This is a genomic window from Lysinibacillus sp. FSL M8-0134 (genome assembly GCF_038069745.1).
GTDB lineage: Bacteria > Bacillota > Bacilli > Bacillales_A > Planococcaceae > Lysinibacillus > Lysinibacillus irui.
On record NZ_JBBPAJ010000001.1, the window covers coordinates 3683718 to 3709539 of the forward strand.

The window sequence follows — 25822 nt, forward strand, 5'->3', positions numbered from 1 at the left end:
AAACAAGCTGTGCGTCAATTTCTCACAGCTTGTCATCCATTATTTTTGTTTATTACGTAAACGGTTCATAAGGCGTTGAATATCCGCTTTTTTTTGATCAGTTTCTTCCTTTAAAATTTCTATATGGTAATGTCCGTCTTTTTCTTCAATCTCCACACGATCTCCTACTTGCACAGGCTCGTTTATGGCTGATTGTATAATAATTAGTTGTTCCTCTTCATCTGGAAACTTTAAGAAAATAGCATATCCATCTTCAATACGGTCTAACGTGTATTTAGTCGAACTCACTTAGCAGTTCCCCTTTCTCATTACGTAATTGAGCAGCATCTCCTTCGTTTAACCAAATCTGCTTCGTTGTCCATTTTAAATAATTTTGCCCTTCTCGCGCATTGGCTCCGCTTGTAATATAAATCGTTTTTCCTGGCTGCAATGATAGATTAGGAAAATTAAAAACTTGATTACCTTCAATAGAGATAAGCTGCCAATCTTTTAACGAAACTGCTTGCTGTCCATTATTTTTTATACCTACAATTTCACCAACTAAATCCTTGCTCGTGATTTCAATAGCGGGCGTCAGCGGAACTACTTCAGATGTTTTTTCAGTATTCGCCACAGAGGTTTCCTTCCCATTCACCGCATAGTTTACCCCATCTGTTGTCACAGTAATCGTTCCTATATCAGCCGTGGCATAGATTTTACTACCAATCTCCTTCAATCGATCTACCACTTCCGCATGTGGATGTCCATATTTATTATCTTTCCCATAACTTAATATCGTGACCTCTGGCTTTACAGCACGAATGAAATCCTCTGAACTACTAGTATTCGATCCATGGTGACCGGCTTTTAAAACTGTTGCTGACACATCATATTGCATCATTTCTTTTTCTAACGCTATTCCAGCATCACCTGTTAATAAAAAGGAGACATTGCCATAAACTATTTTTAACACAATCGAAGCATCATTATTATCTGATGCCTGCTCATTTGCATTTAAAACTTTCACAGTGACATCCTCATCAAACTTAATATTGTCACCTGGCGTCGGTACATCATAAGGAATATTTTTTTCATCAATCAGCGTCAACATTTCTTCAAATGTTTGAGATGTATGTACTTTTCCTGAATCGTAAAATTGCTCAATTGTCAATGAGTTTAATACAGGAATGAGCCCACCAATATGATCAGCATCAGGATGTGTCGCCACTACTATATCGAGCTTACTCACCCCAATTTCCCTTAAATAAGAAACTACTTGCGGGCCAGCTCCTTTTACACCTCCATCTACAAGCATTGTTTTACCATTTGGTGACTCTATTAATATAGAATCCCCTTGACCTACATCAATAAAATGAACGCGCATATCATGGCCAGCCGTTACAGGGATTTTTTCTGTCTGGATTGCTTCCGTACAGCCTGCTAATAAAAAAATACAAAGGAGCAATACTATTATTTTTTTCATCTACTAACTTCCTTTCTATTTTTTCATTATACAAAAAGAGAGCTAGCCATGGGCCGCTCTCCTTTTTTTAAACGAATATCCACCATAATATCATCGTAATAATTATTGTCACTAGACCTTGTAATAAGGTTGCAGCCGTTTGTGCTTTGTAGGCTTGTGTGACTTCCATACCGCTATACTGTGTAATTACCCAGAAGAAGCTATCATTGACATGGCTAACTGTCATTGCGCCAGCACCAATTGCCATTACCACTAATGCTAAAGGTACCGCCCCTTCAATTCCAAGTGTCACAAGCATTGGTGCTACTAAAGTAGATGTGATCACAAGGGCTGTTGTGGAAGAGCCTTGAGCTGTTTTTAATGCTGCTGCTACAATAAACGGTACCAGAAGGAATAAAGTACCTGATGCAAACACTCCTAAATCCATTTCCTGTAGAAGTTCTCCGACTCCAGCATTCTTAATAACGGTCCCAAATGAACCGCCAGCACCTGTAATCAGTAAAATAGGAGCCGCTTCTTTTAAACTCTCACCAATCCAACCAGTTAATGTCGTTTCATTGATTTCAGGAAGTAATAAAAATGCCGCTGCTACCCCTAAAAATAAAGCTACTGTAGGGGAGCCTAAAAATTTAAAAACTGTATTGAATGTCGACTCTGTATCACCCACTAATGCTGCGATCGAACCTAGACCAATCAAGACAATTGGCAGAACGATTGGTAAAAATGCTTTAAAAGTTGATGGCATTTTGCCAAAGGATTTAATAACTTCCTCATAATCCAATGCCTCTACCTCATCCTCAGGTACTCGAATTTTTGTCGCTACTTTTACCGACCATAGATAGCCTACAAATGTCGCTGGTATCGCTACTAATAAACCAATAACAATAACTGTACCTAAATAATCTGCTGCACCAATATTCCCTGCAGCTGCAATAGGACCAGGAGTTGGAGGTACTAATACATGTGTCGCAAATAAGCCTGTCGCTAAAGCTACTGCCATTGAAGCAATGGTTACATTTGCTCGCTTTGCTAAAGACTTCTGCAAGCTGGATAAAATAATAAAGCCAGAATCACAAAATACTGGAATGGACACAATGTAACCGATTAAAGACATCGCTAATTGCGGACGCTTTGGACCTACAATTCGTAGTACCACTTCTGCCATTCGATAGGCAGCCCCTGATTTTTCTAATATTAAGCCGATAATCGTTCCAGCGATAATGACTAGTCCAATACTTGTCATCAAGCCACCAAATCCAGTATTTATGCTTTCAACTACTGTTAATAATGGCATTCCTGAAGCAATCCCAACGAAGAAGGCACTAATTAATAGCGCTAAAAACGGGTGAAGCTTTAATTTAGCCGTCCCCAATACTACAAACAATACCCCTATTAAAATAATGATGAACAACATCTAGTCATCCCCCTTTTGTATGTAACACTCGATGATTTTCTTTATTTTTAAGCGAATAAAGTGAGCAGGTTCTTGCATGGCCTGCTGAACAGTGACCTCTTGATCTACTAATGACTCCACAACTGAAAAATACTTTTGCAATGTCCCCTTTGCCTTTACATCAATCCCACCAGACAATAATATTGCCTCTACGTTTGCTTGCTTAGCAGCTTTCGCCACCCCTAATGGAGCCTTACCATGTAATGTTTGGAGATCGGATTTTCCTTCCCCCGTAATCACTAATTGCGCATCTGCTAAATGGCCCTGTAACTTGACAGCACCCAAAACAATTTCAATTCCCGCATGAAACGTTCCTTTTAAAAATGCGATTAAAGCTCCTCCCATTCCCCCTGCAGCTCCCGCACCTTTATAATCATGGAGTCGAATGGAAAATTGTTTTTCTACAATATCTGCAAAATGTTTTAAACAATTATCAAAATGTACTATTTGATGTTTTTTGACACCTTTTTGAGGACCGAAAATGGCTGTTGCCCCACGTTCACCTATGAGCGGATTATCAACATCACAAGCGATCGTAAATGTGGCATCTGCTAATCTAGCATCCATCTGTCGAATATCAATAGTAGCTAATTTCTCTAAATTTAACACGCCATTCTCAAGCTCTGAACCATCCGTTGCTAATAATCGCACTCCTAATGCCTTCAGCATGCCAATCCCCGCATCATTTGTAGCACTTCCTCCAATGCCGATAATAAACTTTCTAAAGCCTTGATCGAGCGCAGCTTTAATTAATTGACCCGTTCCATATGATGTAGCTAGATTAGGATTTTTCTCATTGTCTTGTAACAGCATAATCCCAGATGCTTGAGCCATCTCTATCACACACGTCTCTTGATCTCCTAATACTCCATATTGAGCCTGGATAGCTCTTCCCAATGGATCTAATACATTTACTGAAAAATATTGACCCTCAGTAGAGGTGATAAGCGATTGCAGTGTGCCCTCTCCACCATCTGCAACTGGTAATATCATTGTTTCAATCGATTGATCCGCATCCAAGATCCCTCTTTGCATTGATTTTGCCACTTCCACAGCTGACAGCGTACCCTTATAGGAATCTGGACTAATTATGACTTTCATGCTCTACCTCCACTTTTGTCGTCCCTTGATATTTAAATTTTTTCTTAGTTAAGCGCTTACAATTTATTATAATGACAATAAATTCAGAAAACATTATAATAGGTGTACAATTTATCTGTCCTATAACAGAGTTTTTTTATGCGAGGTGTATAAACATGTTGACGAAAAAATTAGCAGAAGAAATCGTACACCAAACGATGTTACGCTTACGTCACAATATAAATGTCATTAGCCCAAGTGGAGTCATTTTAGCCTCTGGCGATAAAATGAGGGTGGAAAAAATTCATGAAGGTGCACTTTATGTGGCACAAACAAAAAAGACATTGATTATTAATGAAGAAAATATAGAGCTGTATCCAAATACGAAACCAGGCATTAATATGCCTATTATGTATCAGGATGAAGTGGTGGGTGTTATTGGCATAACAGGAGAATCAGATGACATGCTTGATATTGCCAATCTTGTGCAACTAACAACAGAAATCATGACACATCAAGCAATTGTTGAATCAAAAAGCGAATGGCAACGGAAAAATAATGATTACATATTTGAAGCGCTCGTTCACGGCAGTAAGCTCGATGCTGCATTAAATGAACGAATTCAGAAACTCCCCTTTTCACTACTAGCACCCTTTCAAGTGATTTTAGTAAGCTTAAATGAAACGTCATACGCCGAAAATACAATCCCTTTCTTTTTTGAGGATTTATTTTACAAACAGCCTATTCTTGCGGGACATAGCCAATTACAGGAATATTATATCTTACTGTCAAATTATGGAGAACAGAGTTGTCGCCCCATTATTAAAGCACTACGCAAGCAAAAACAGAAGCTACCTTCGCTTCACATAGGAGTTGGTCCTGTTGTCCAACATCTATCACAGCTTCCTTATAGCTACCAAGGCGCTAGAACTGCGCTTGAATTTGCTACAATCCAAAATGAATTAACCTTTTTTGAGGACGTCGAGTTATTTTCCCTTTTTAAGCCTCGAGAATCAGATGAAGTACAAGCCTTTCAACATCGCATTCTTAAAAACTTAGATGCTAAACAGCTAGATACATTACAATCATTTTTTGACTGTAATTTACAGCTGAAGCTTTGTGCACAACAATTAAACATTCATCGTCATACACTTACTTACCGCTTAAATAAAATAAGAGAAATAACAGGCTATGATCCAACCTATTTTGAGGATGCCGTTATTCTAAAAATGGCCTGTACATTACAAAAGCTTCAAACAATAAAGGCAATCTGAACAACTCAGATTGCCTTTATTTTATCCATTATATAATTCATCTAAAAACTCTAGTTTTTTCCCAATCGCATCTTCAAAGGTCATAATATAGGCTGCTGGATCTTTCGGATTATGGAATTGTGTGATTTTTCCCGTCTTAGGATGAACAAATTTAGAAGAGGCTCCACAGCCTATTCCTAAAATCGTTTGTACTTCTTCCATAATGACAATATTATAGATACTTTCTTCACCAACTTTACTATAGCCGACATTTTCTAAATTACCTAAAATATTTTTTTGACGATATAAATAGTAAGGAACATAGTTATTTTCCTTTGTCCAAACCTGTGCCATTTCCATCATTTCAGCCACCGTATCACGATCTGCTACTTTATATTTATCCTTATTACGAGTCATCTCGGACGCACGTTTGAATGATAATGTATGAACCGTTAACGACTCTGGCTGCATTTTAGCAGATTCCTCTAATGAATGCTGGAATTCCTCAATTCCCTCATTCGGTAACCCAATAATTAGATCCATATTAATATTATTCATTCCCGATTCTCTTGCAAGCCAAAACTTATCAATCGTTTCTTGCACCGTATGATGACGACCAATTGCTTTTAATGTTTCATCTGTATAAGATTGTGGATTAACACTAATACGATCAATGCCCCATTTTTTAAGTACTGCTAATTTTTCAGGTGTAATCGTATCTGGTCTTCCCGCTTCAACTGTAACCTCACGAATTGTTTCTGGATTTGGAAATGATTCATACATCGTTTGATATAAGGCATCCATTTCATCTGCCTCAATTGAAGTTGGTGTACCGCCCCCCCAATAGATAGAGGTAATTTTCATATTATTGTCCTTCAGCCATTTACCCATTTCACGCAATTCAATGTGTAAGCCGTCTAAAAAGGTAGTCACACGACCTTGCTTACGGTTGCTACCAATGGCGTAGGCTGGGAATGTACAATAGGCACATTTCGTTGGACAAAATGGAATACCGATATAGACACTGATTTCCTGACCAATTTCATCAATATCAGGAATGGTTACTAATTGTCGTTCTACAATTTCCTTTAAAAGTGCCACCTTGTCTTCTGATAAACGAAAATCACGAATAAGAAGATCGGCAATTTCTTGCTCCGTTTTGCCTTCTTTTCTAAATTTATGATATAGCTTAGTTGGGCGCACACCTGTTAAAATCCCCCACTGTTGATGCATCCCAGTATATTGCTCCAGAACATCTAAAAACACGTGTGACAATGCACGTTTAATGCGAATATTTAGCTCACGACCAGTTGCAGCTGATTCGTATTGTATGCTGTATTCATTTTTATATTGCTTTCCATCTACATTCAGAACTGCTTTTGTGGATATGGAAAAATTGTCATCAGTTAGATAATCAAATGAAGCGGACATATCTGCTCCATTTGAATCAACCTTCAGCTTTGAATCCTCAAAAAATAAATTCGCTATATGATTTAGTACGCGAATCCAATCTTCAGGATATTTTTGATCTATGTGAATAATTTTCATTTACTTTCGCTCTCTTCTTTTCTTATTCCTGATATATTGCAGATTTAAGTTTAACAAATTTCTATGACTTTAAGCAAAGTTACAATGAGAAACTTAGAAATAACAGAATATTCAGTTTAAAATAGACAATCTATTTATTTGTCATTATAATTTTTACAAAAGGTGGTGTTGATAGTGTTTATTTTAAAAAATAGCAACCGTACAGCCATTTCGAGCTTTATTCATCAAATAGAAGTAATATTCCACCGGTTTGATTTAGATCGTTGTGATGAAAAAACATTATATGTGACTGTCTTATTTAAATACGGTACACATAAAGCTCTGTGTGATTTTATCTACATTATTGACCAGCAAGAAATATATGGTGCAATTTCTATCAACAAGCACTACGAAAAAGTAAGAGATTTTATTCAACAACACTTCCAGCAATTTGTGCTGTATTCAGATGAAATGACATTAGCTAAAACCTTTATGAAGACAGTATCCTTTAAGGAATGTCTTCAACAATTTGCCAAAAGGTATCCAACCTACTTGTCCTCGAATAAGTCCATATGCCTTGAGAATTGCTGAATGACAGGTAAATTAAAAAATAGTATGCCAGGAAATCCTGGCATACTACTATTTCTTTTATTTTAAATAATCTTCAACAAATTCAACAGGTACATATGTCTTTGTGTTTTTTAGTGTTGGTGCTACTGTTAATGTACGCAATGCTTTGTTATAACCAAATGTTTTGTCTCCACGAGTTAGTGTGTAAGACATATTTCCTTTTGAAAGAATAGCCCCTTTACTTGTAGATTCCACTTTATATCCTAGCTTTTCAGCAATGACACGTAATGGCACCATTTTTGTTCCAGCTAAATCATAAGAATCTAATGCGATGATGCTCTCAATTTCTTCATTTACTGGATTTGTCGTATTTGCTGAATTATCATTAAGAACAATCACTTTAGATGGTGTTGTTTGGGCTGGAATACTTTTAGTAGATGCCGTATAGAAAACAACTAGATGCTGCTCTGCTAAATCTTTAACGTCTACCTTTTCACCTTCTACATTGAGTAGCTCTGTCTCTTTCCCCATATTTAATTTTAGAATATCATACGTATTAGTTAAATCTTCAAAGAAATAATCCACTTCAACAAAGCCCACTTTTTCAGATTCAACAATAACAACCTCAGGATTAAATTGCGGTGGATAAATATATTTTTGAGGCTTATTAGCAAATGTATAAGCGATCACTTTATCACCTTTTTGAAGCGCTACTTTTTTTCCAGTATTATCAAATACAAGCGTATCTTTAGTAATTTCTAGTACATTTGTTTGCTCGCCATCTTTGACTGTGTAATATGTAATGTTTTCTCCAACACGAATATCATCAACAGTACCGCGAGTATTATTGAAAATATGTACTGGATCTATTTGGATTTGTGGAACTTCCGCTGTCGTTGTATGTTCATTTGCTGATGCTACTGGCACAACGGCACTTCCAACTAATAATGCAGTCATGGCTACAGGTGCAAATTTTTTCATGTTCATAAAATCTCTCTCCTTATTGTTTGGATTCATTGGAGTAGTAGTTTTAACATGGAAAAAGTTTCATTGAAGATCGAGATTTATAAACAAGTGGTGACAGTCATCACTGCCACCACTTGTTCGTTATTCTTTAACAATCTCACTCAAACCAGTAATATCGATACCATTTAATGCTTGGGTAGCTAGGCGGTCCGCTTCTGAATTGTCCTTACGCGAAATAAGCTGGTATTCCGCTTGGATGCTAAGCTGCTCTAACTTAGCATCAATTTTATCTGCCCAACTTGCTAATTCCTTTTCTAATGCTGGCCATTCGCCACTTAACTGATTGATGACCACCTGCGAATCTCCTATAAAGCGTACAGGTATATGGTGAACATGTAATAATTCTAGCTCCACTAAGCCTAAATAGAGCGCTGCATATTCTGCTTCATTATTTGATTTAAGCTCTGATGAAAAGGCATTTCTTCTTAAACGATAAGGCTTACCGTTTTGTTCATAATATATGGCACACCCTAGCCCTGCCTGCCTTGTCCCCCTGTCAAAGCCTCCATCAAAATAGACTGTAATATTATGAGGCTCTGTATCTATTTCCTTTAAATATGCTTTTAGTTCTTTTAATGTCCAATTTGTATTTTGTCGATCAATACAATGAAGGGACTTAACTCTTCCCGTTTTCTCCATATCCTCTGCAAGTAATAAAGCTTGAGCGGCTGGCATTTCTTCAGAACGTAAAACAGTTGTTGCTCCTTTAGGTGTTTTATAGGTCCATTCAATAAGTACATGCATAATATTAACCTCCAATACGCTTAGATTGAAACATAAAGTAAAAACGTGTACCGACCACTTGCGGATACACGTTCTTTTACTTACTTGTTATATGTGCAATTCTTAGGACAATTATTCCTTTTTAAATTGCTATTATCTTATTGAATCCCCTCATATAAGCCTTGGATCGGTTTTATTAAAATACGATTCACTTCTTCGATCACCTTGCTTAACTTCATTTCAGCTTCAAGCATAGTTGATATTTTTTCATTTTGCTGTGCGAGCTGTGCCGCCTTTTGTGCATAGACAAGCTCATCTTCCAAAATATCCCCACCAGCTAGTTGTTTTTTCTGTAAATCGATTTGGATTTTACGGAAGTTTTTAAAGACATTTAATGCCTCTTCATCATTTTTTACAACTTCAACAGCAGCCTTTAAAGCTTCAAACTCAGAAGTTTTACGGAATGTTGCCTCAAGCGCATTAATGTCATTATAAATATTAATCATTTATACAATCTCCTTTTTAAATAAAGTAAACAATTAACCCTTGCACAATCCCAATCAATCCACCAAGAACTGCACCTAATACGGTAATCATTTTAAACTCACGTTTTGAAATACCTAATACAAGCTCCTCTAATTTTGCTACCGGGAAGGAATCTACCTGTTCTCGAACAACTTCTTGTAGATTTAAACGTTTTAATACATCCTCAAGTTTTTCCTCTGCTTTCACAAAAGCTTTGTCAATAACTTGTGGAATTACCGTATATTTGGCCCACTCATTTCCTTCAGGCCAGTAATAAGAAATCGGTTGATTTAAACGTTCAGAAATAGCTAATTGCTCTTTTACATACACTTGTAATTTCGATAAAATCGGCTCAAATTGAATATCTTGTAAAAAGTCCATTGCTGGTCGATCTTTTAATTTTTCCCATTCCTGTGTAAATATTTTCGTTAGTAAAGTTGAAGTTCCTGGTGCTTGTAGAAACTTCACAAGCTCACGTTGAACTTTTCCAACTAGTGAGGAGGAATCACCTAAAAACATGTTGATCATACCACCAAGAGACCCCTTGGATGATAAGAAGTCATCAATCATTGCCTTAATCGTCATTTCGCCTTCAGGTGATAAAAAATAATCCTCACCCTTTTCCAAAATATGATGTACGGCTACAGGAATTTTTGCATCAATTGTATTTTGAATATCTTCAGACAACAGTGTACGAATTGATTTTGTTGATAGTGTATTCTTTACTGACGCAAATTGTCCCTCAACAATCGCTTCAACCTTCTGCTCAATGGTACTGGGCATGTGTGAAAAGTCCGCTAAGTTTAGCCAATCTTGAATTGTTTTATCGTTTGTAAAGATTGTTTCTTCAACCTTTGTTTGCACAAAATGTTCTACTTTGTCCTGGATATCCTTTGAGAAAAATTTCTTTCTAAATGTTTCAGGCGTTAATAAATAATTCACGACTGTAAGGCCAAGCTGCTTCGCCAATTCATCACGTCTTTTTGGAATAAGTCCTGGTGTAAATGGTACACGCCAATTTTTAATATATATCGCATTATGTGGGCGAAAAAGCATTTTAATGGCCAAATGATTTGTTACGCCCCCAATAGCAGCCCCAATAATTGCCATAAAAAGTAATGTCACTAGAAAATTGTCCATTAGTATCCTCTCATTTCAATTGTATTCATGATTGGCGTAATTTGTCGCCTTCTGCACTCATTATAGCAGAGCAATGTTTTTCAACGAAAGAAATACCCTCTTTAGAATATCAAACTTATTCTATTACTATCTATGAAAAGCGAATAGTTGCAAAAATACCGTTATCCTTGAATAATATGAACTACATAGTACAGAAATGGGGTTAAATGATGATTCAGCATTTCAGTTTTAAACCTTTATTTGAAAATACTCAACTTCCAGGATGGTCCATTTCGTTTTTTTATCTGCGAGAACGATATGCAGCTGAGTATTTAAAGGACGGCACAATTCAATGGATAGGATCCATTCCTCCAAATGAGGAAGATGTTAAAAAAATGATTCATGAGCTTATGCTTTTCCACGTATACGAGTAACAAAAATAGTCATTTTTTCATGATACCCCCGCATAAAAATACCTATATTTACTATAAATAGCACGCCCTTTAAGCTAATTATGTTGATTCATGTTGAAATTTGTATATTTTTCTTATACATTTAGGGTATTAATTTAATAGTAAATGTTTTTTATGCAGGGGGCCATTTTAATGAGTAAAGTCGCACTTTCAGATGATCTAAACAGCTATAATTCCAAAGCGTTAATTCGTACAAAAGTAAAAGAATTATTTTCAGAATTTTCCACCAAAATATTCGAACTAGCCGATGAAGCTGGTGCTATTAACAGTAAAAAATTTGAAGCTCTTTCTGGCTTTAAAAGCGACTTTTATAATGAATATTGTAGTCAATTAAAGGGCTTTTTTGATTCTTCTGCTAGTACTTTCGGTAAGAAATCAATCAAAACTTTATATTTAACGTATAATGGTAAAAACTATATCCTCACACAACAGGGCATTACGGAAAAAGCGCCTGTATCCATAGCACCTTTTACTGAAGAAATACCTGTAAAGGAAACCATTCATGATGTTGAAAAGGCATGTTTAAAATTACGCTTCCAACAAGAATAAACCAGAAAGCATTTTTAAGTACGTAGAAAAGAGAGAGTCTCAAAAATGAGACTCTCTCTTTAGCTATAAAAAATAATTCATTTAAAAAAATCCGCAAGCTAAAGCACTCTTGAGATTTTTGACGTGTCGTATTATATGAGATGCAAAATGCTTCTTTCCCTAAACAAACTATCCTTTGCTCTTTTTTAAATTAGCATATAGTATTGGCAATTACAATCTTTTGGTATTTGAATCTAGTGACTTTTTTCGAAAAGCCACTTGAAAAACAAGCGAAAAAGTTGTTGTCAATATTTGTGTTTTTCTTTTAAATAATTTATGATTAAAACATCCAACAATTTTTTAAATCATAGGAGGTGTACACTTTGTTTACTTCCCTCATTCGGGCGGGAACAAAGGAATTATTTGGACGGAGACATATTGGAGATAACCATTAGGTTGGCGGCATTCGCCCTACTAATTATAATGACAGGATTTTTCGTTGCAACTGAATTTGCAATCGTAAAAGTGAGATCTACCCGCATTGATCAATTGCTCGCTGAAGGGCATAAAAAAGCGAAAAATGCTAAACGTGTTGTTTCAGATTTAGATGAATACTTATCTGCGTGTCAGCTAGGTATCACCATCACTGCACTCGGTTTAGGTTGGTTAGGTGAACCTACATTCGAAATTATTTTGCACCCAGTGTTTGAATTTCTAAATTTGAATGGTAGTATTACATCTATCCTTTCATTCATACTTGCATTCTCTATCGTAACGTTTATGCATGTTGTTATTGGGGAATTGGCGCCAAAAACATTAGCCATCCAAAAAGCAGAATTTGTCACATTAAACTTTTCTGGCCCATTAATTTTATTCCACAATATAACATATCCAATCATTAAGTTATTAAACGGATCTGCCCGCGGATTAACTGGTCTTTTCGGCTTAAAAATGATGTCAGAATCTGAAGTAGCTCATACAGAAGAAGAGCTGCGCATGATTTTGTCGGATAGTTTAAAAGGTGGGGAAATTAATAACTCAGAATATGAATATGTTAACAGTATTTTTGAGTTTTCAGATCGTCTTGCAAAAGAAATTATGGTTCCTCGAACTGAAATTGTTGGCATTGATAAAGAGCTAACAATTAAAGAAGTATTTGATTTAATGGGTGTTGAGCAATATACTCGTTATCCAATTCTTGATGGAGATAAAGACCATATTATCGGCTTAGTCAACATGAAGCATTTATTAACCGCTTACATTAAAGACTCAAAGAATGGTGATAAACCAGTTATTGACTATATGCAGCCTATTATTCGAGTAATGGAAACAACGCAAATTAACGATTTATTACTAAAAATTCAACGAGAACGTATTCATATGGCCATTTTAATGGATGAATATGGCGGAACATCTGGTTTAGTAACGATTGAAGATATTATTGAGGAAATTGTCGGCGATATTCAAGATGAATTCGATGAAGATGAGATCCCAGAAGTACAAGAAATTGCAGAAAATCACTTTATTTTAGATGCCAAGATGCTTCTTGAAAATGTGAATGATATGCTAGGTACTGACATAGAAGATGATGATATTGATACTATTGGCGGTTGGTTCATGACAAAGCGTTTTGATGCAGTCGAAGGAGACAGTATTCAGGAGCAAGGTTTTGAATTTATCGCAAAGGAATTAGATGGACACCATATTTTATACTTAGAAGTTCTGAAATTACCTGAAAGTGATTTATCAAATGAATTAGACGCTGTCACTGACTAAAATTGAATTGCCTTATTGAACTTGTCGTGGTACTATTAAAAGCACGCTTGTTTATTCAAGGCTATAAATATGGTTGTTCCTTCACACCTTATAGGTGGGAGGAATTCCGTAAGAAATAGATGAAAACGACTCCCTTTTCAAAAGGGGGTCGTTTTCTAATGTCCGAAAGTTTTGCGAGGAGGAAACAAAATGGAGCTCTATACAAATTTACGTCAAGGGGAAAAAGGTGCCTGGTTATCCATCGGTACATATCTAATTTTAAGCTCCATTAAGCTAACGATTGGCTATATTGGTACGTCGGAGGCATTAAAAGCAGATGGCTTAAATAATACGACAGATATTATCGCGTCTATCGCGGTATTAATTGGCTTACGTATTGCTCAAAGACCGCCTGATTCCAATCATCAATATGGACATTTACGTGCTGAAACAGTTGCCTCTTTGGTAGCATCATTCATTATGCTCGTTGTGGGTCTTCAGGTACTAATCAATTCTTTACAAAGTTTATGGGAACCCACTGGTACAACCCCATCCCTCTTAACAGCTTATGTAGCAATAGGAAGTGCTGTAGCTATGTATGTTGTTTATCGCTATAATTTAGCACTATCTAAAAGAATTAAAAGTGCTGCTGTTAAAGCTGCGGCCTTTGACAATCGCTCAGATGCACTTGTCAGTATTGGAACAGCAATCGGTATTTTCGGAGCTATATTTGGCTTCCCTATTATCGATTCTCTTACAGCCCTAGTCGTAGCCTTTTTAATTATTAAAACTGCAGTCGAAATCTTTTGGGAAGCTGTGCAAAGTCTTACTGATGCATTTGACATTGATGAGGTCGAGACTTTATCAGTCTTAATACGTAATGTTGATGGTGTAATCGAGCTCTTGGATTTTAAAGGTCGAGCACATGGTAATATGTACTTTATCGATATAACCGTAACAGTTGACCCTTACCTCAATGTTTTTGAAAGCCATCGTATTACCGAGGAAATAGAACGTACCATTTTACGTGAAAATCGTTTTTGCCAGGTTCTCGTGCATATCGAGCCGCATATCGAAATGATTCTCCCACAAAACGAGGACAAGTCTCCTACCAATTGATTGGTAAGAGACTTGTTTTTATTTTACCGCTATATAGATTTCTACCTGTGCTTCCTGTGGATTCGCACAACGTTCATCATACAATTCAAAATCTCCTGTATACGTTCGTTCTACGCCAGAGTTGGCAAACCATGCCCAAATGTCTTGCCATGTTTGTATGACAACGTCTGGTAACGCTCCTTGATTTGATGTAAAAACTAAATATTTAGCTGCTGGTACGGTTTTAACAGTTAAACCAGCTGGTATGTCACCATCAAGACTATTTAACATTTGTACTCCTAGTGTAATGAAGTATTCCCCATTTACATCCGTCTCGTAATCCGAATATAAACCATAGATGTTTGCATTTTTTTGATTAGCTATTTGCTCTATAATATTTTGCTGATAAAAATCATTCCATAATTGCGGGATTTTAGCTTGTGACGTTATTTCTTTTGCATTGCTTGTTTGGGCTGATATTCCTACGATTTGAAATGAATCCCTTTCCACCATTTTCGGGTCCTTCCATTCGCCTTTTCTCCATCTTTTTAAGCTAGGTAAAAAAGAATTAAGCATACTACGTGCTTCATTTTCAGGCATACCCTCTTCCTTTAGATGCTGCACACAAAGGTCAATCATCCCTTCTACGGTTAATTGAGGTTGTGTAAATTTGCCTTCCTCATAACAATAAGCACAATACTCCTGACTTTTGTGACCACCTTTTTCAGTTCCTAATAATGCCTCTTCTATTAATGGCATTCCACAGCTTTGACAATAGCTCTGCATGTTTACTCCACCTTTCGCTTTAGTTGTCCTAACTATAGCAAAGGAAACCTGACAACTGTCTGTCATCAATTGTTTTCATTTTTATATAAATAAACAATTTCTTGTGCTCGTTTTTGAATAATATCTCTTATATACAATGGTTCTATAATTTTTATACGATGGCCAAAACTAAGTAAAAAGCCATAAAGCCATTCATCTTCGGGTATCGAGATATGAATCATGGACTGCTCATGATCAATATGCTCTGCACCAAACGATTCTTCCACCAATGTCGTGATCTTTTTATCAAAAGAAATAACTAAATTGACTAAGTTTTGAGGTTGATGCCATTCTTTACCCCAAGGGAGTTCACTTAAATTAACTTTCTTACGCTCAAATGTGGAATCCTCTTGAATTATATTTTTCATTCTCGCCAGTTTAAACAAACGAAAATCCCTTCTTAAGACGCAATAGCCATATAAATACCATGTCTTTCCTTTTTGAACTAACGTATGCGGTTCAACTACTCGATTTGTTTGTTGACCATATGTAGTGGAATAGCTGAAACTTACACAATGCTTACTTGCTATTGCTTTCTTTAACGTTGTAACAAGCTCTTTAAAAACAGTGTTTGGTCCCCATGGACTAAGATCTACAAATAGGTGATCAATCGATTGTTTTACTTGGCTATCCGCAATACTTGTTAATTTCTCAAGAACTGCTTCAGCATGTGAATCCTCATAGGTAGTCAAGGCACTTTTAATAGCGATGGAAAGTGAAGTAAGCTCATCTTTTGTCAAAACTTGTTTATCGACACGATAGCCTTCAATTAAACTAATACCTCCATTAACACCTTGTTGACTAATAACAGGTACACCTGCACAGCTAAGTGTTTCAATATCTCGATAAATCGTACGCACTGACACATTAAATAGCTCTGCTAGTTCTTGAGCTTTAACCTTTTTACGATTAATTAAAATCATCGTCATGGTTAATAGACGCTCTAATTTCATGCAAAATCTCCTTTCAGATATATCCCATAGTTCCTATACTCTATTACATCTTAGTTACTAACAAACTATCCTTTTAAGTATTTTTTAAGTACTTTTTGAGTTTTATTTAAGACAAATGTACTATAATAACGCCTAATTAACAATTACAATGATTATACTATTTTTACAATATAAGATAACAATGCATCTGGCTACACGACAGCTTTATTTCTCAATACAATATTGTTTTATTTTTTTATAAGAATAGTTTCAAAATTTAAACGCCTAAACAATTATTTCAATTCTCTTACACAACATAAAAAACTTCTAACTTCTATATAATGAACGGCGGGTACTTTCTATGAAGGGAATCTCAACACACCACAGGATCTACTACTCTCGCCTGTGATAGATTTACCCCTAAGATTGCTTTTTTCTATTAGCAAATTTTTATAGACAATGAACCTTTAGCTTTACACTACTTCCAAAATAAACTACACGCCTTTCAACAAATACAGGTTATTCAAACCTTTACAAGTGTAGAAAAATTTCTTAATGAGTTGCCAAACATAGAGTTTGACGTCATGTTTTTAGAGATAAAACTCCAAGAATTATCTGGACTTGAAGTAGCAGATATTATTAAAACAGAACGTCCACAAGTCAGCGTTATTTTTATTACCTCCTATCATGAATTTGCTTTACAAGCCTATGAAATCGGAGGTCTCGATTATTTATTAAAGCCTATTAGTCATACTCGTTTAGAAAAATCGATAGCCCGTATTGAGCATGAATTTTCTATACAGCAAATGCTACAACAAGCAACACAAACAGTCTTAAACGTACAATGCTTTGATCAATTTGCTGTCTATAGCAATAATAGCTTAGTGGCATTTAAAACTGAAAAGACGAAGGAATTATTTGCTTATTTTATTTTGCACCCAAACATACCGATACATCGAGATAATTTAATTGATATTCTATGGCCAGATTTAGATTATGTACGTGCCAAATCAAATCTTCATACAGCTCTTTCTTATTTAAGAAAAACGTTAAATACAATAGGCTATGACAACTGTATTGTTTTTTCAAACAAATACTATGTTTTTGAAAAACCAAATATTGTGTGTGATTTATATGATTTTCAAAAACTTCATGAAGAATTTTCACGTTTGGAATTTCCCTCTATTTCATTGATTCATCAGTGTCTTTCTATTTATAAAAATGGCCTATTTGTTTTCGATGATTATGAATGGTCAACTGCCTACAAAGATAGATTAACGAAATCATACATAGAGTTACTAGAAAAAGGGTTTCAACTAACGATTTTTTCAGATACTGAAAAAGCAATTGAATTTTTACACGCTTTATTAGATTATGATCCATACAATGAACAAAAACTTGAGCACTATTTGTATACGTTAATACAGGCAGGACTTCATGAACAGGCACACAAAATATTCCAAGCATATAAGCAAAAACTAAAGGAAGATTTAGCACTAACACCAAGCCCTTCCTTACTAGAAATATCCAAAAAATTAATTGTTTACAATAAATAGTTTTAAAAACGGCGAGTACTACTAATTTGTAGGTACTCGCCGTTTAATTATCAACTTATATTTGCTGTACGTCTTTAAGTGCCACTACCCTCTGTTAGGCCATGCTTCACTGCATAGAGCGCAGCCTGTGTACGGTCTTGCACTTGTAGCTTTGTAAAGATATTTGAAATATGCGTTTTAACCGTTTTTTCAGTAACAAAAAGTGAGGATGCTATTTCTCGATTACTCTTTCCTTTTGTAAGCTCTGCTAGCACATCTTGCTCGCGAGGTGTTAACGGATTTAATAAATGTGGTGCATTTTGTGATTCTTGTCGGTCCATTTCAAGCGTTGTGGTTGCATCTGGATGCAATGTATTTTCGCCACGCATTATACGTCGAATGGATAATACTAATTCATCTGGCTCAATATCTTTTAACTGATAGCCAGCTGCTCCCGCCTCCATTGCTGGAACAACATGATCTCGATCAGAAAAGCTAGTGAGCATTAAAATTTCTATTTGTGGATATTTGGCTTTGATGCGTTTAGTTGCCTGAATGCCATCCATTTCTGGCATGACTAAATCCATTAAGATAATATCTGGTTGGATACTTTCTGCTAATGATACAGCTTCAAGTCCATTTTTCGCCTCTCCGACAACCTCAATATCTTTTTGTGTCTTTAAGAAAAACAAAAGTCCACGACGTACCACATGATGATCGTCTGCAATTAATACTCGTATCATGTCCTCTCCCCCTTAATATGGTAAGCGGATTAGCAGCTCCGTACCTTTGCCTATTTCACTTACCCAGTCAGCGGTGCCACCCACTGATTTAGCACGATCTTTTATAGATTGTAAGCCCATTGACAGCAACTTTATATTATTGTCGATTACAAATCCCCGTCCCTCATCACGAATAACCAATAAAATATCTGTAGGTGTCACAGTAATATATAATGCTGCTTCTAGCACACCAGCATGGCGACGCACATTATTTAATGCTTCTTGAGCTACTCGAAATAATGTTTCTTCAATACGTGAGGGGAATTGTAGTACACCTGACACCGTAACATGTAATTTTAATCCTAGCATTTCAGCATATACCTTTATGGCTTCAAGTAAACCATTTTCTAATCCCTTAGGGCGCAATTGCCAAATCAACGCACGCATCTCTGTTAGGGCATCTTGTGTTAAGTGCTGAATCTCTTTAAAGGTTTCTTTCACCTCATGGTCCTCTGTCATTTCAATACCAGCTCTCGCTGTTAATGTTACGGAGAATAGAAGTTGATTGACAGAATCATGTAAATCACGCGCTAGACGGTTCCGTTCCTTCACAAGGGCCATTTCTTGCTCTTGTTTTGTTAATAAAATTCGTTTAATCGCCGACCCCATCTGAAATGCCACCGATTCTAGTAAGGCAAGATCTTCCTCTGAAAAACGTACAGTGTCCTTCGATGCAACATTTAACACCCCAAAACGTTCTTGTCCAGATTGCAGGGGTACTGTGGCATGATGTGTAATCCCTTCATGGTCTCCAACATTTGCTGCGATAGCACTTTCAATACGTTGACACTCGATAATATTTGAAGCTTTTTTCAGTTCCTCATTGCGATAACGGGAGACACACCAACAGCCACCCTTATTTAAATAATGACAATTTTTATATTCCAATGCTTCTGGTAAATTTTCATGGACAACAAGCTCAGAGCGCCCCTTTGCATCAATAAAAAAAATCCAACCTGTTTCAAATTTGGTGCCATTTAAAAATTTGATGAGTGCACCTTTTAGCATTGTGACAATTTCAGTTTCTTCATTTAATAGTTCAGCAATTTCTTTTAAAATACCGATATTGGAATGCTCATTCTCCCTCACGAAAACACCTCTTCTTTAGCATTACTACTACTAATGATACCATTAAGGAGTTAGAGTCGTCTGCTTCCGTCATTCATACTTTAGACTGAAATTAAAGGCATACCTTATTTTGCGTAAGTTGATTTACATATAAAACTAGAACATCTATAATCGTACAAGTACATGGTTTTATGAAGGGAAGATTGGAAATGTCTAAAAAAGAGGAAAATGGCTTATTATTTATTTGGATTGTTTCTGCAGTAGCGACATTAGGTTCATTATACTTTTCCGAAATTCGTCACTATGAGCCTTGTAAATTATGTTGGATTCAACGTATTTTTATGTACCCAATTGTCATTATGACAACTGTAGCATTTATTCAAAAAAATGCTCGCATCGCTGTCACAACGGCCGTTTTTTCTGTCATCGGAGGCTGTATTTCACTATACCATTACGGCATTCAAAAGCTTAGCTTTTTAGCTGATAATGCTCCTTCCTGTGGCGCGGTTTCTTGTACAGGACAATATATTAACTGGTTAGGATTTATTACTATTCCGTTTCTAGCATTAACTGCATTTATTTTAATCGCAGGGGCAAGCTTTTATATAATAAAGGCTGCTAAAGCTGCAAAATAATCGAAAGACCGTGTTCTACCATTGGAATACGGTCTTTTCATCGGAGGATACAATCTATGTTTCTTTATGAAATGAATGAAGATAACTTAACTATTGAAGAGCTATTGCGTAATCAGTGGAGGCTTGGGAAAAAGCTAGTCCATGAATTACGTATGGCTAAAGCAATCACATTAGCAAATGATGAGCTTATTCAATGGAATACACCTTTACAGACAGGAACGATAATCAAAATTACGTTTCCTATTCCAACATCTAGCTACAAACCAACACCTGTTTGTGCTATTGACGTTGTCTATGAAGATGACCATTGTTTAATCGTATCGAAGCCAAAAGGTATGGCAACACACCCTAATGATGAACGTGATACGCATACTTGTATGAACCATGTTATGGCACACATAAAAGAACATGGTGGCATTTATGCAGAGCATGTCCATCGTCTCGATAAAGGAACACAAGGGTTACTGCTTGTAGCAAAGCATCCTTTAGCAAAATCTATTTTTGATCGGATGATTGAGGAAAAATCTATTATTCGTACGTATGCTGCAGAAGTCCAAGGAAATTTAAGGTCTTCCACTGGAACTATTTCTGAGCCAATTGGCAAAGACCGACATCATGCTACAAGACGTGTTGTGTCCAAAACTGGTCAGCATGCTGTAACTCACTATGAAGTTGTGGCTCGCTACAAAAATTCCTGTGTTGTCCATCTGATTCTTGAAACTGGACGTACACATCAAATACGTGTTCATTTAGCCTATATCGGCCATCCGATTATCGGCGATACAATGTACGGCGCACGAGAAACGGCAAGCGGTGACTATGAGCTCCATGCCATTCAATTAGAATTTGAACATCCATTTTTAAATCAACGAATTATCGTTAAGGACGAGCAATAATCAAAAAAATCCCGCTTCTCTCCTCTGAGAGCGGGATTTTTACTTATTAGAAATCAAATTTAAAATGATCAGGATCTTGCCCAAATCGCTGATTGCGATTTAATGTTGCCATCTTCTCCATTTGTTCCTGTGTTAATGCAAAGTCAAAAATCTCTGCATTTTCCTCAATTCGGCTCGGAGTCACTGATTTAGGTATAACAAGTGTATCATTTTGTAAATGCCAACGTAGCACTACCTGAGCAGGCGTTTTACCGATTTCTTTCCCTATTTCAACAATGGTAGAATCAGTAAGTACGCCTCCACGACCTAGCGGTGACCAAGCAGTAACCGCAATTTGGTGTTCACTGCAAAATGCACTTAATGCTTGTTGCTGTAAATAAGGATGTACCTCCACCTGATTAACCATCGGAGCGGTATTTGCCTTAGCCAATATTTTCTCTAAATGGTGCTCATGATGATTTGATACACCCGTTGCACGAATTAGTTTTTCGTCATATAGGCGTTCAATCGCGCGATATGTTTCTTCAAATGTTTCTGGGACAGCCCAATGTGTTAAATATAAATCTAAGTAATCCATATTTAATTTCTTGAGTGAAACCTCAAAAGCACGTAATGTTGCGTCATATCCTTGGTCATTATTCCATACTTTAGTCGTCACAAAAATATCTTCACGTCGAATACCTGAATGACGAATGGCTTCTCCTACTTCTACTTCATTACCATACAATGATGCTGTATCAATCGCTCGATAACCAAATTTTAATGCTTTGTCGATGGCCTGTAATGTCTCTTCACGTTCTGTCATTTTATAAACCCCTAAGCCGAAGCGAGGCATTTCTACACCATTAGATAATGTTTTTGTTGATTGTAAATGCAAGAACTACAACCCCTTTCTTTTCCTAGTACCATTATACAATATTGGATTTAAGAAAAATAAAGAAGGTTTCATAACACTACTCTTTCTTTAATTCAACATCTTCCAATTGTATAGGATCAGCAATACGCTCATCCTCTGCCAACTCCAGACCGTCTCGTAAATGCTCCATCTGCTTTCCTAAATCTTTTAATTCCTTCATATCTCTTGCCATCGTACCATTTTCAATGTTTGGCACCTTTTTTTCCATAATGATCACCTCATTTATAGTTTTCCCTATATCGATATGTTTGAACCATTTCTGACATATTTTATTCAGCTATGTCGTTTCATTTTTATAATAGATAGGCTATACTAAAAAGAGATGTCTTTATAAACATGAGGAGGGTACTTCCATGAAATTATTATTAATTCTTGGTGTAACAATTGCTTTCTTATCTGCTATTTTCACTGCTGGTTACGAAGGCGACTACAAAGCTGATAAATAAAACCTCAAGAAAATCACTAAGCATAGAAAAATGCTTAGTGATTTTCTTTTTTTATGGAACAATATAATTACTTGACTTTCCTTTATTTTTAAAATAAACTAACTTACATAAAGTAACTAGATAAAAAAAGATAACTAACCGGAGGTATCCACATGCATTTTCATGAAAAACCGAATACTTATGTCACAAATGTTGAATTAAAAGTAAGTGATCTACAACGCTCTTTAACATATTATCAAGATGTCATTGGCTTCAAAGTTTTACACCAAGAATCACATAAAGCTACGTTAACAGCAGATGGACGTACAGCTTTATTGACAATTGTTCAACCTGAAACAGTAGAAGAAAAGCAACGTATGACTACTGGCCTTTATCACTTTGCTCTACTATTACCAACCCGTCGTGATTTAGCAAATATTATTACTCATTTTCATGAAAAAGGCGTATATCTTGGAGCTTCCGACCACGCTGTGAGTGAAGCACTTTATTTAAATGATCCTGACCATAATGGCATTGAGGTTTATGTGGATCGACCTGAAAGTGAATGGACATGGTATGTCGATCAAGTGCATATGGTAACGGAGCCATTAAATATTCAATCAATCTTAGAAGAGGGCAATGGAAACTGGAGTGGTCTTCCAGAAGGAACAGTAATGGGACATATTCATTTATCTGTCTCCAACTTAGCAGAGACTGAGCAATTTTATACAAAGGGCTTAGGTTACGATATTGTCTCACGCTATGGCACACAAGCATTATTTATTTCTACAGGTCGATATCACCATCATATCGGTTTAAATACTTGGCATTCTGAAAATGCTCCAAAGCTTGGCGAAAATCAAGTGGGCCTAAAGACATTCTCGCTACGTTTAGACAATGAAGAACAAGCATCTTCTATGAAAGCAAACTTACGTGCAATGGGTGCACCTGTCATAGATATTGACGGTGGGTTCCAAACTGAAGACCCTTCAGGGAATGTTGTATTATTGAAATTTTAATCATATGTAAAAAGCAATTCTCACATATAAGTTGCCTATTCATGGGCAGCCCTATATAGAGAATTGCTTTTTTAATGTAATCCTGGATATCCTTGTTGACGTAATGCCTCATAAATTACAATAGCAGCCGTATTAGATAAATTAAGAGAACGGACATGCTCACTTTGCGGAATACGTAAACACATATCTCGACGTTCATAAGCAAAGTCCTTTGGCAAACCTGTTGTTTCTTTTCCGAACATAAAGTAAATATCTCGGTTTTGATCACTAAAATCATGTGTCGTAAATGGCTCTTCACTATATGTTTCGATTAAATATACATCTCCATTTTTAGAGTATTCTATAAAATCATCAAGTGAGTCATGATAGACCACATTAACACTATGCCAATAATCTAAGCCCGCACGTTTAAGCATTTTATCATCCGTCGAAAAGCCAAGTGGACGAATTAAATGTAATGATGTATGAGTGCCTGCACAGGTGCGAGCAATGTTCCCTGTATTGGCTGGTATTTCTGGTTGATACAAAACGATATGCAATGGCATAACGGTACACTTCCTTATTAAGAATTTCTTTAAATCGGTTTAAGAGGACTGCGAAACTCATTTAGAGGGCAACTCTCACTTTTGGAGCGGTTTTGCCTGCATAGGAGCGACTTCCCCTTTGCTTTGAGCGGGGCTCGGCTCTTTTGGAGCAATTTTACCCGCTTTTGGAGCGGTTGCCATCTCTTTTCGAGCGACTTCACTCACTTTTGGAGCGGTTGCCGCCTCTTTTGGAGCGACTTCACTCACTTTCGGAGCGGTTACCACCTTTTTTGGAGCCACTTCCATCACTCTTTGAGCGGTTGCCATCTCTTTTGGAGCGACCTCACCTCTGTTTTGAGCGGTTCCAGCCTTTTTTGGAGCGACTTCCTTCCCACTTTGAGCGGTACTATTCTCTTTTGGAGCACTTTCTCATCCACTTGAGCGGTTATCACTGCATTTGGAACCGCCACACCCACCTGGAGCGGTTGCTACTCCTCTAAAGTGACCCCCTCTATAATTTAGTAGAGAAAATCGACCTCATTACTGAAAAAACTGCAATCCTTTGTTAATTTCAGCAAGCACATTTTCGTCCTGCTCTATAAGATCCGCTTCTTCTAAGGCGACTTTGGCCTGTTCTCCACCTATCTTTCCTAAAGCCCATGCTGCGGTGCCCCGGATGACTGGACGATCATCGTTTTTTAGTAGGCCGATTAAATCCGGTATGGCGGCTTCTTCTTTAAAATGAGCAAGTGCCAAAATGGCATTGCGTTGAATGGGCTTTTTGCCCCGCCAGGAACCTGATACGTGGCCAAACTTTGTCTTAAACTCTCGATTTGAAATGGTTAAGAGCGGTGTCAGTAGTGGCTTAGCAAGTTCTGGATCTGGTTTGAATTCTTCATGTATCCAATTGATTTTCCCTTTATTTTTTGGGCAAACTGTTTGGCATGTATCACAGCCATATAAACGATTACCGATATGACTACGAAACTCATCTGGCAATGTTCCCTTTGTCTGGGTTAGAAAGGCGATGCAGCGCTGGGCATTTAATTGTCCTCCTTCGATTAATGCGCCCGTTGGACATACATCCAAGCACAAACGGCAATCTCCACATTCATCCTCCATTGGCTTATCAGGTGCAAACGGAATGTTTGTGATGAGCTCACCCAAATATACATAAGAGCCAAACTCTGGCGTTATAATCGAGCAGTTTTTACCGCTCCAGCCAATGCCTGCACGTTCTGCTACTGCACGATCTACAAGAGCACCCGTATCAACCATTGATTCGATACGTACACCCTCCACACGTTCCTCAAGCCAATTAGATAATAGCTTTAAACGTTCACGTAATGCTGTATGATAATCGACACCCCATGAAGCACGGCAGAAAATTCCTCGCCTTGCCCCTCTTTTACCAGTAGGTGCATTTTCCATACGTGATGGATAGGCAACTGCTATTGCGACAATGCTCTCTGCTTCATTCAATAATTGAAGGGGTTCGGTACGTTTTTCAATATCACTTTCTTCAAAGCCAGACTGATAGCCTAGCTCCTGCTGACGACGCAGTCTGTTTTTAAGTTCTGTAAAGGGAGCTGCTGTGGTAAAACCTATTTTATCAACGCCAATGGACATGGCATATGCCACAAAGTCACGTTGTAGGTCATCTAAGTTCATTT

At 36.9% G+C, this 25822-nt stretch carries 28 protein-coding genes; 10 read left to right on the top strand and 18 right to left on the bottom strand.

The annotated features are described in order from the left end of the window. Positions 1-39: 39 nt before the first annotated feature. From MKY49_RS18750 to MKY49_RS18765, 4 genes are all read right to left on the bottom strand, one after another. On the bottom strand, positions 40-288 hold the full coding sequence (locus MKY49_RS18750) for a DUF3006 domain-containing protein (RefSeq protein ID WP_274794443.1): 249 nt from the start codon (positions 286-288) through the stop codon (positions 40-42). Then, complete coding sequence (locus MKY49_RS18755; RefSeq protein ID WP_341386842.1) at positions 275-1462, bottom strand: MBL fold metallo-hydrolase; 1188 nt, start codon at positions 1460-1462, stop codon at positions 275-277. Before MKY49_RS18755 ends, MKY49_RS18750 begins: the two co-directional genes overlap by 14 nt. A 67-nt stretch (positions 1463-1529) precedes the next feature. Next, complete coding sequence (locus MKY49_RS18760; RefSeq protein ID WP_274794445.1) at positions 1530-2876, bottom strand: GntP family permease; 1347 nt, start codon at positions 2874-2876, stop codon at positions 1530-1532. Next, positions 2877-4016 (bottom strand): glycerate kinase, encoded by a 1140-nt coding sequence (locus MKY49_RS18765; protein ID WP_274794446.1) that lies wholly within the window; start codon positions 4014-4016, stop codon positions 2877-2879. 155 nt (positions 4017-4171) lie between these two features. Here MKY49_RS18765 and MKY49_RS18770 point away from each other — a divergent pair, with 155 nt between their 5' ends. Continuing rightward, positions 4172-5269: a CdaR family transcriptional regulator gene (locus MKY49_RS18770; protein ID WP_322611126.1), complete on the top strand. Its 1098-nt coding sequence runs from the start codon at positions 4172-4174 to the stop codon at positions 5267-5269. 21 nt (positions 5270-5290) lie between these two features. Here the strand turns inward: MKY49_RS18770 and MKY49_RS18775 are convergent, their stop codons facing one another. Next, positions 5291-6796, bottom strand: coding sequence for a coproporphyrinogen III oxidase (locus MKY49_RS18775; protein WP_274794448.1), 1506 nt, complete (start codon positions 6794-6796; stop codon positions 5291-5293). Positions 6797-6970: 174 nt separating this feature from the next. Between MKY49_RS18775 and MKY49_RS18780 the strand changes: the two genes are divergently transcribed. Further along, the gene (locus MKY49_RS18780; protein ID WP_312507321.1) at positions 6971-7366 is read left to right on the top strand and encodes a hypothetical protein; all 396 of its coding nucleotides are present in this window, start codon (positions 6971-6973) and stop codon (positions 7364-7366) included. Positions 7367-7423: 57 nt separating this feature from the next. Here MKY49_RS18780 and MKY49_RS18785 read toward each other — a convergent pair whose 3' ends face one another. The 4 genes from MKY49_RS18785 to MKY49_RS18800 all read right to left on the bottom strand — a co-directional run bounded on the left by MKY49_RS18785 (position 7424) and on the right by MKY49_RS18800 (position 10759). Beyond that, positions 7424-8332 carry a copper amine oxidase N-terminal domain-containing protein gene (locus MKY49_RS18785; protein ID WP_341386843.1) on the bottom strand — a complete coding sequence of 303 codons (909 nt, stop codon included), beginning with the start codon at positions 8330-8332 and terminating at the stop codon, positions 7424-7426. Between the two features lie 120 nt (positions 8333-8452). Continuing rightward, complete coding sequence (locus MKY49_RS18790) at positions 8453-9115, bottom strand: ribonuclease H family protein (protein ID WP_274794452.1); 663 nt, start codon at positions 9113-9115, stop codon at positions 8453-8455. Positions 9116-9252: 137 nt separating this feature from the next. After that, entirely contained in the window at positions 9253-9600 is a 348-nt protein-coding gene (locus MKY49_RS18795; protein ID WP_341386844.1) for a YlbF family regulator, read from the bottom strand. Between the two features lie 16 nt (positions 9601-9616). After that, positions 9617-10759 (bottom strand): DUF445 domain-containing protein, encoded by a 1143-nt coding sequence (locus tag MKY49_RS18800; protein WP_341386845.1) that lies wholly within the window; start codon positions 10757-10759, stop codon positions 9617-9619. Between the two features lie 209 nt (positions 10760-10968). Here MKY49_RS18800 and MKY49_RS18805 point away from each other — a divergent pair, with 209 nt between their 5' ends. From MKY49_RS18805 to MKY49_RS18820, 4 genes are all read left to right on the top strand, one after another. Then, complete coding sequence (locus MKY49_RS18805) at positions 10969-11172, top strand: YheE family protein (RefSeq protein WP_274797379.1); 204 nt, start codon at positions 10969-10971, stop codon at positions 11170-11172. A gap of 171 nt (positions 11173-11343) precedes the next feature. Then, positions 11344-11760 (top strand): hypothetical protein, encoded by a 417-nt coding sequence (locus MKY49_RS18810; protein WP_274794455.1) that lies wholly within the window; start codon positions 11344-11346, stop codon positions 11758-11760. 435 nt (positions 11761-12195) lie between these two features. Further along, a complete protein-coding gene (locus MKY49_RS18815; RefSeq protein WP_274797380.1) occupies positions 12196-13515 on the top strand; it encodes a hemolysin family protein in 1320 nt (439 codons plus the stop codon). Positions 13516-13704: 189 nt separating this feature from the next. Then, complete coding sequence (locus MKY49_RS18820) at positions 13705-14613, top strand: cation diffusion facilitator family transporter (protein ID WP_341386846.1); 909 nt, start codon at positions 13705-13707, stop codon at positions 14611-14613. 18 nt (positions 14614-14631) lie between these two features. Here the strand turns inward: MKY49_RS18820 and MKY49_RS18825 are convergent, their stop codons facing one another. Together MKY49_RS18825 and MKY49_RS18830 are read right to left on the bottom strand one after the other, a co-directional pair. Continuing rightward, positions 14632-15378, bottom strand: a complete 747-nt coding sequence (locus MKY49_RS18825; protein ID WP_274794457.1) for an effector binding domain-containing protein — start codon at positions 15376-15378, stop codon at positions 14632-14634. Positions 15379-15443: 65 nt separating this feature from the next. Beyond that, a complete protein-coding gene (locus tag MKY49_RS18830; RefSeq protein ID WP_274794458.1) occupies positions 15444-16370 on the bottom strand; it encodes a helix-turn-helix transcriptional regulator in 927 nt (308 codons plus the stop codon). A 431-nt stretch (positions 16371-16801) separates the two neighbouring features. Here MKY49_RS18830 and MKY49_RS18835 point away from each other — a divergent pair, with 431 nt between their 5' ends. Beyond that, positions 16802-17905 (top strand): response regulator, encoded by a 1104-nt coding sequence (locus MKY49_RS18835; protein WP_341386954.1) that lies wholly within the window; start codon positions 16802-16804, stop codon positions 17903-17905. 74 nt (positions 17906-17979) lie between these two features. On the opposite strand, the gene MKY49_RS18840 is transcribed toward MKY49_RS18835, so the two are convergent. Continuing rightward, positions 17980-18627: a response regulator gene (locus MKY49_RS18840; protein WP_274794460.1), complete on the bottom strand. Its 648-nt coding sequence runs from the start codon at positions 18625-18627 to the stop codon at positions 17980-17982. A 12-nt stretch (positions 18628-18639) separates the two neighbouring features. Next, complete coding sequence (locus tag MKY49_RS18845; protein ID WP_274794461.1) at positions 18640-19755, bottom strand: GAF domain-containing sensor histidine kinase; 1116 nt, start codon at positions 19753-19755, stop codon at positions 18640-18642. Positions 19756-19943: 188 nt separating this feature from the next. Between MKY49_RS18845 and MKY49_RS18850 the strand changes: the two genes are divergently transcribed. Both MKY49_RS18850 and MKY49_RS18855 read left to right on the top strand, forming a co-directional pair. Continuing rightward, positions 19944-20369, top strand: a complete 426-nt coding sequence (locus MKY49_RS18850) for a disulfide formation protein C (RefSeq protein WP_274794462.1) — start codon at positions 19944-19946, stop codon at positions 20367-20369. 56 nt (positions 20370-20425) lie between these two features. After that, positions 20426-21265, top strand: a complete 840-nt coding sequence (locus MKY49_RS18855; RefSeq protein WP_274794463.1) for an RluA family pseudouridine synthase — start codon at positions 20426-20428, stop codon at positions 21263-21265. Positions 21266-21311: 46 nt separating this feature from the next. Here MKY49_RS18855 and MKY49_RS18860 read toward each other — a convergent pair whose 3' ends face one another. Further along, positions 21312-22142, bottom strand: a complete 831-nt coding sequence (locus tag MKY49_RS18860; protein ID WP_274794464.1) for an aldo/keto reductase — start codon at positions 22140-22142, stop codon at positions 21312-21314. Positions 22143-22218: 76 nt separating this feature from the next. After that, a complete protein-coding gene (locus MKY49_RS18865; RefSeq protein WP_274794466.1) occupies positions 22219-22389 on the bottom strand; it encodes a hypothetical protein in 171 nt (56 codons plus the stop codon). 390 nt (positions 22390-22779) lie between these two features. Here MKY49_RS18865 and MKY49_RS18870 point away from each other — a divergent pair, with 390 nt between their 5' ends. Further along, entirely contained in the window at positions 22780-23625 is an 846-nt protein-coding gene (locus MKY49_RS18870; RefSeq protein ID WP_274794467.1) for a VOC family protein, read from the top strand. Between the two features lie 71 nt (positions 23626-23696). Here the strand turns inward: MKY49_RS18870 and trmL are convergent, their stop codons facing one another. From trmL to queG, 3 genes are all read right to left on the bottom strand, one after another. Continuing rightward, positions 23697-24170 (bottom strand): tRNA (uridine(34)/cytosine(34)/5-carboxymethylaminomethyluridine(34)-2'-O)-methyltransferase TrmL, encoded by a 474-nt coding sequence (gene trmL, locus MKY49_RS18875; RefSeq protein ID WP_312507327.1) that lies wholly within the window; start codon positions 24168-24170, stop codon positions 23697-23699. Between the two features lie 75 nt (positions 24171-24245). Further along, complete coding sequence (locus tag MKY49_RS18880) at positions 24246-24449, bottom strand: hypothetical protein (protein ID WP_341386847.1); 204 nt, start codon at positions 24447-24449, stop codon at positions 24246-24248. Positions 24450-24689: 240 nt separating this feature from the next. Next, on the bottom strand, positions 24690-25820 hold the full coding sequence (queG, locus tag MKY49_RS18885; protein WP_312507328.1) for a tRNA epoxyqueuosine(34) reductase QueG: 1131 nt from the start codon (positions 25818-25820) through the stop codon (positions 24690-24692). Between the last annotated feature and the right edge of the window lie 2 nt (positions 25821-25822).

What these genes read in the sequence shown, in the direction of transcription:
- MKY49_RS18770 (WP_322611126.1), top strand. Translation starts at nt 4,172, where the DNA reads ATGTTGACGAAAAAATTAGCAGAAGAAATCGTACACCAAACGATGTTA.
- trmL (WP_312507327.1), bottom strand. Translation starts at nt 24,170, where the DNA reads ATGCCATTGCATATCGTTTTGTATCAACCAGAAATACCAGCCAATACA.
- MKY49_RS18785 (WP_341386843.1), bottom strand. Translation starts at nt 8,332, where the DNA reads ATGAACATGAAAAAATTTGCACCTGTAGCCATGACTGCATTATTAGTT.
- MKY49_RS18820 (WP_341386846.1), top strand. Translation starts at nt 13,705, where the DNA reads ATGGAGCTCTATACAAATTTACGTCAAGGGGAAAAAGGTGCCTGGTTA.
- MKY49_RS18855 (WP_274794463.1), top strand. Translation starts at nt 20,426, where the DNA reads ATGTTTCTTTATGAAATGAATGAAGATAACTTAACTATTGAAGAGCTA.
- MKY49_RS18870 (WP_274794467.1), top strand. Translation starts at nt 22,780, where the DNA reads ATGCATTTTCATGAAAAACCGAATACTTATGTCACAAATGTTGAATTA.
- MKY49_RS18760 (WP_274794445.1), bottom strand. Translation starts at nt 2,876, where the DNA reads ATGTTGTTCATCATTATTTTAATAGGGGTATTGTTTGTAGTATTGGGG.
- MKY49_RS18825 (WP_274794457.1), bottom strand. Translation starts at nt 15,378, where the DNA reads ATGCAGAGCTATTGTCAAAGCTGTGGAATGCCATTAATAGAAGAGGCA.
- MKY49_RS18800 (WP_341386845.1), bottom strand. Translation starts at nt 10,759, where the DNA reads ATGGACAATTTTCTAGTGACATTACTTTTTATGGCAATTATTGGGGCT.
- MKY49_RS18830 (WP_274794458.1), bottom strand. Translation starts at nt 16,370, where the DNA reads ATGAAATTAGAGCGTCTATTAACCATGACGATGATTTTAATTAATCGT.
- MKY49_RS18850 (WP_274794462.1), top strand. Translation starts at nt 19,944, where the DNA reads ATGTCTAAAAAAGAGGAAAATGGCTTATTATTTATTTGGATTGTTTCT.
- MKY49_RS18805 (WP_274797379.1), top strand. Translation starts at nt 10,969, where the DNA reads ATGATTCAGCATTTCAGTTTTAAACCTTTATTTGAAAATACTCAACTT.
- MKY49_RS18810 (WP_274794455.1), top strand. Translation starts at nt 11,344, where the DNA reads ATGAGTAAAGTCGCACTTTCAGATGATCTAAACAGCTATAATTCCAAA.
- MKY49_RS18795 (WP_341386844.1), bottom strand. Translation starts at nt 9,600, where the DNA reads ATGATTAATATTTATAATGACATTAATGCGCTTGAGGCAACATTCCGT.
- MKY49_RS18865 (WP_274794466.1), bottom strand. Translation starts at nt 22,389, where the DNA reads ATGGAAAAAAAGGTGCCAAACATTGAAAATGGTACGATGGCAAGAGAT.
- MKY49_RS18790 (WP_274794452.1), bottom strand. Translation starts at nt 9,115, where the DNA reads ATGCATGTACTTATTGAATGGACCTATAAAACACCTAAAGGAGCAACA.
- MKY49_RS18775 (WP_274794448.1), bottom strand. Translation starts at nt 6,796, where the DNA reads ATGAAAATTATTCACATAGATCAAAAATATCCTGAAGATTGGATTCGC.
- MKY49_RS18765 (WP_274794446.1), bottom strand. Translation starts at nt 4,016, where the DNA reads ATGAAAGTCATAATTAGTCCAGATTCCTATAAGGGTACGCTGTCAGCT.
- MKY49_RS18840 (WP_274794460.1), bottom strand. Translation starts at nt 18,627, where the DNA reads ATGATACGAGTATTAATTGCAGACGATCATCATGTGGTACGTCGTGGA.
- queG (WP_312507328.1), bottom strand. Translation starts at nt 25,820, where the DNA reads ATGAACTTAGATGACCTACAACGTGACTTTGTGGCATATGCCATGTCC.
- MKY49_RS18755 (WP_341386842.1), bottom strand. Translation starts at nt 1,462, where the DNA reads ATGAAAAAAATAATAGTATTGCTCCTTTGTATTTTTTTATTAGCAGGC.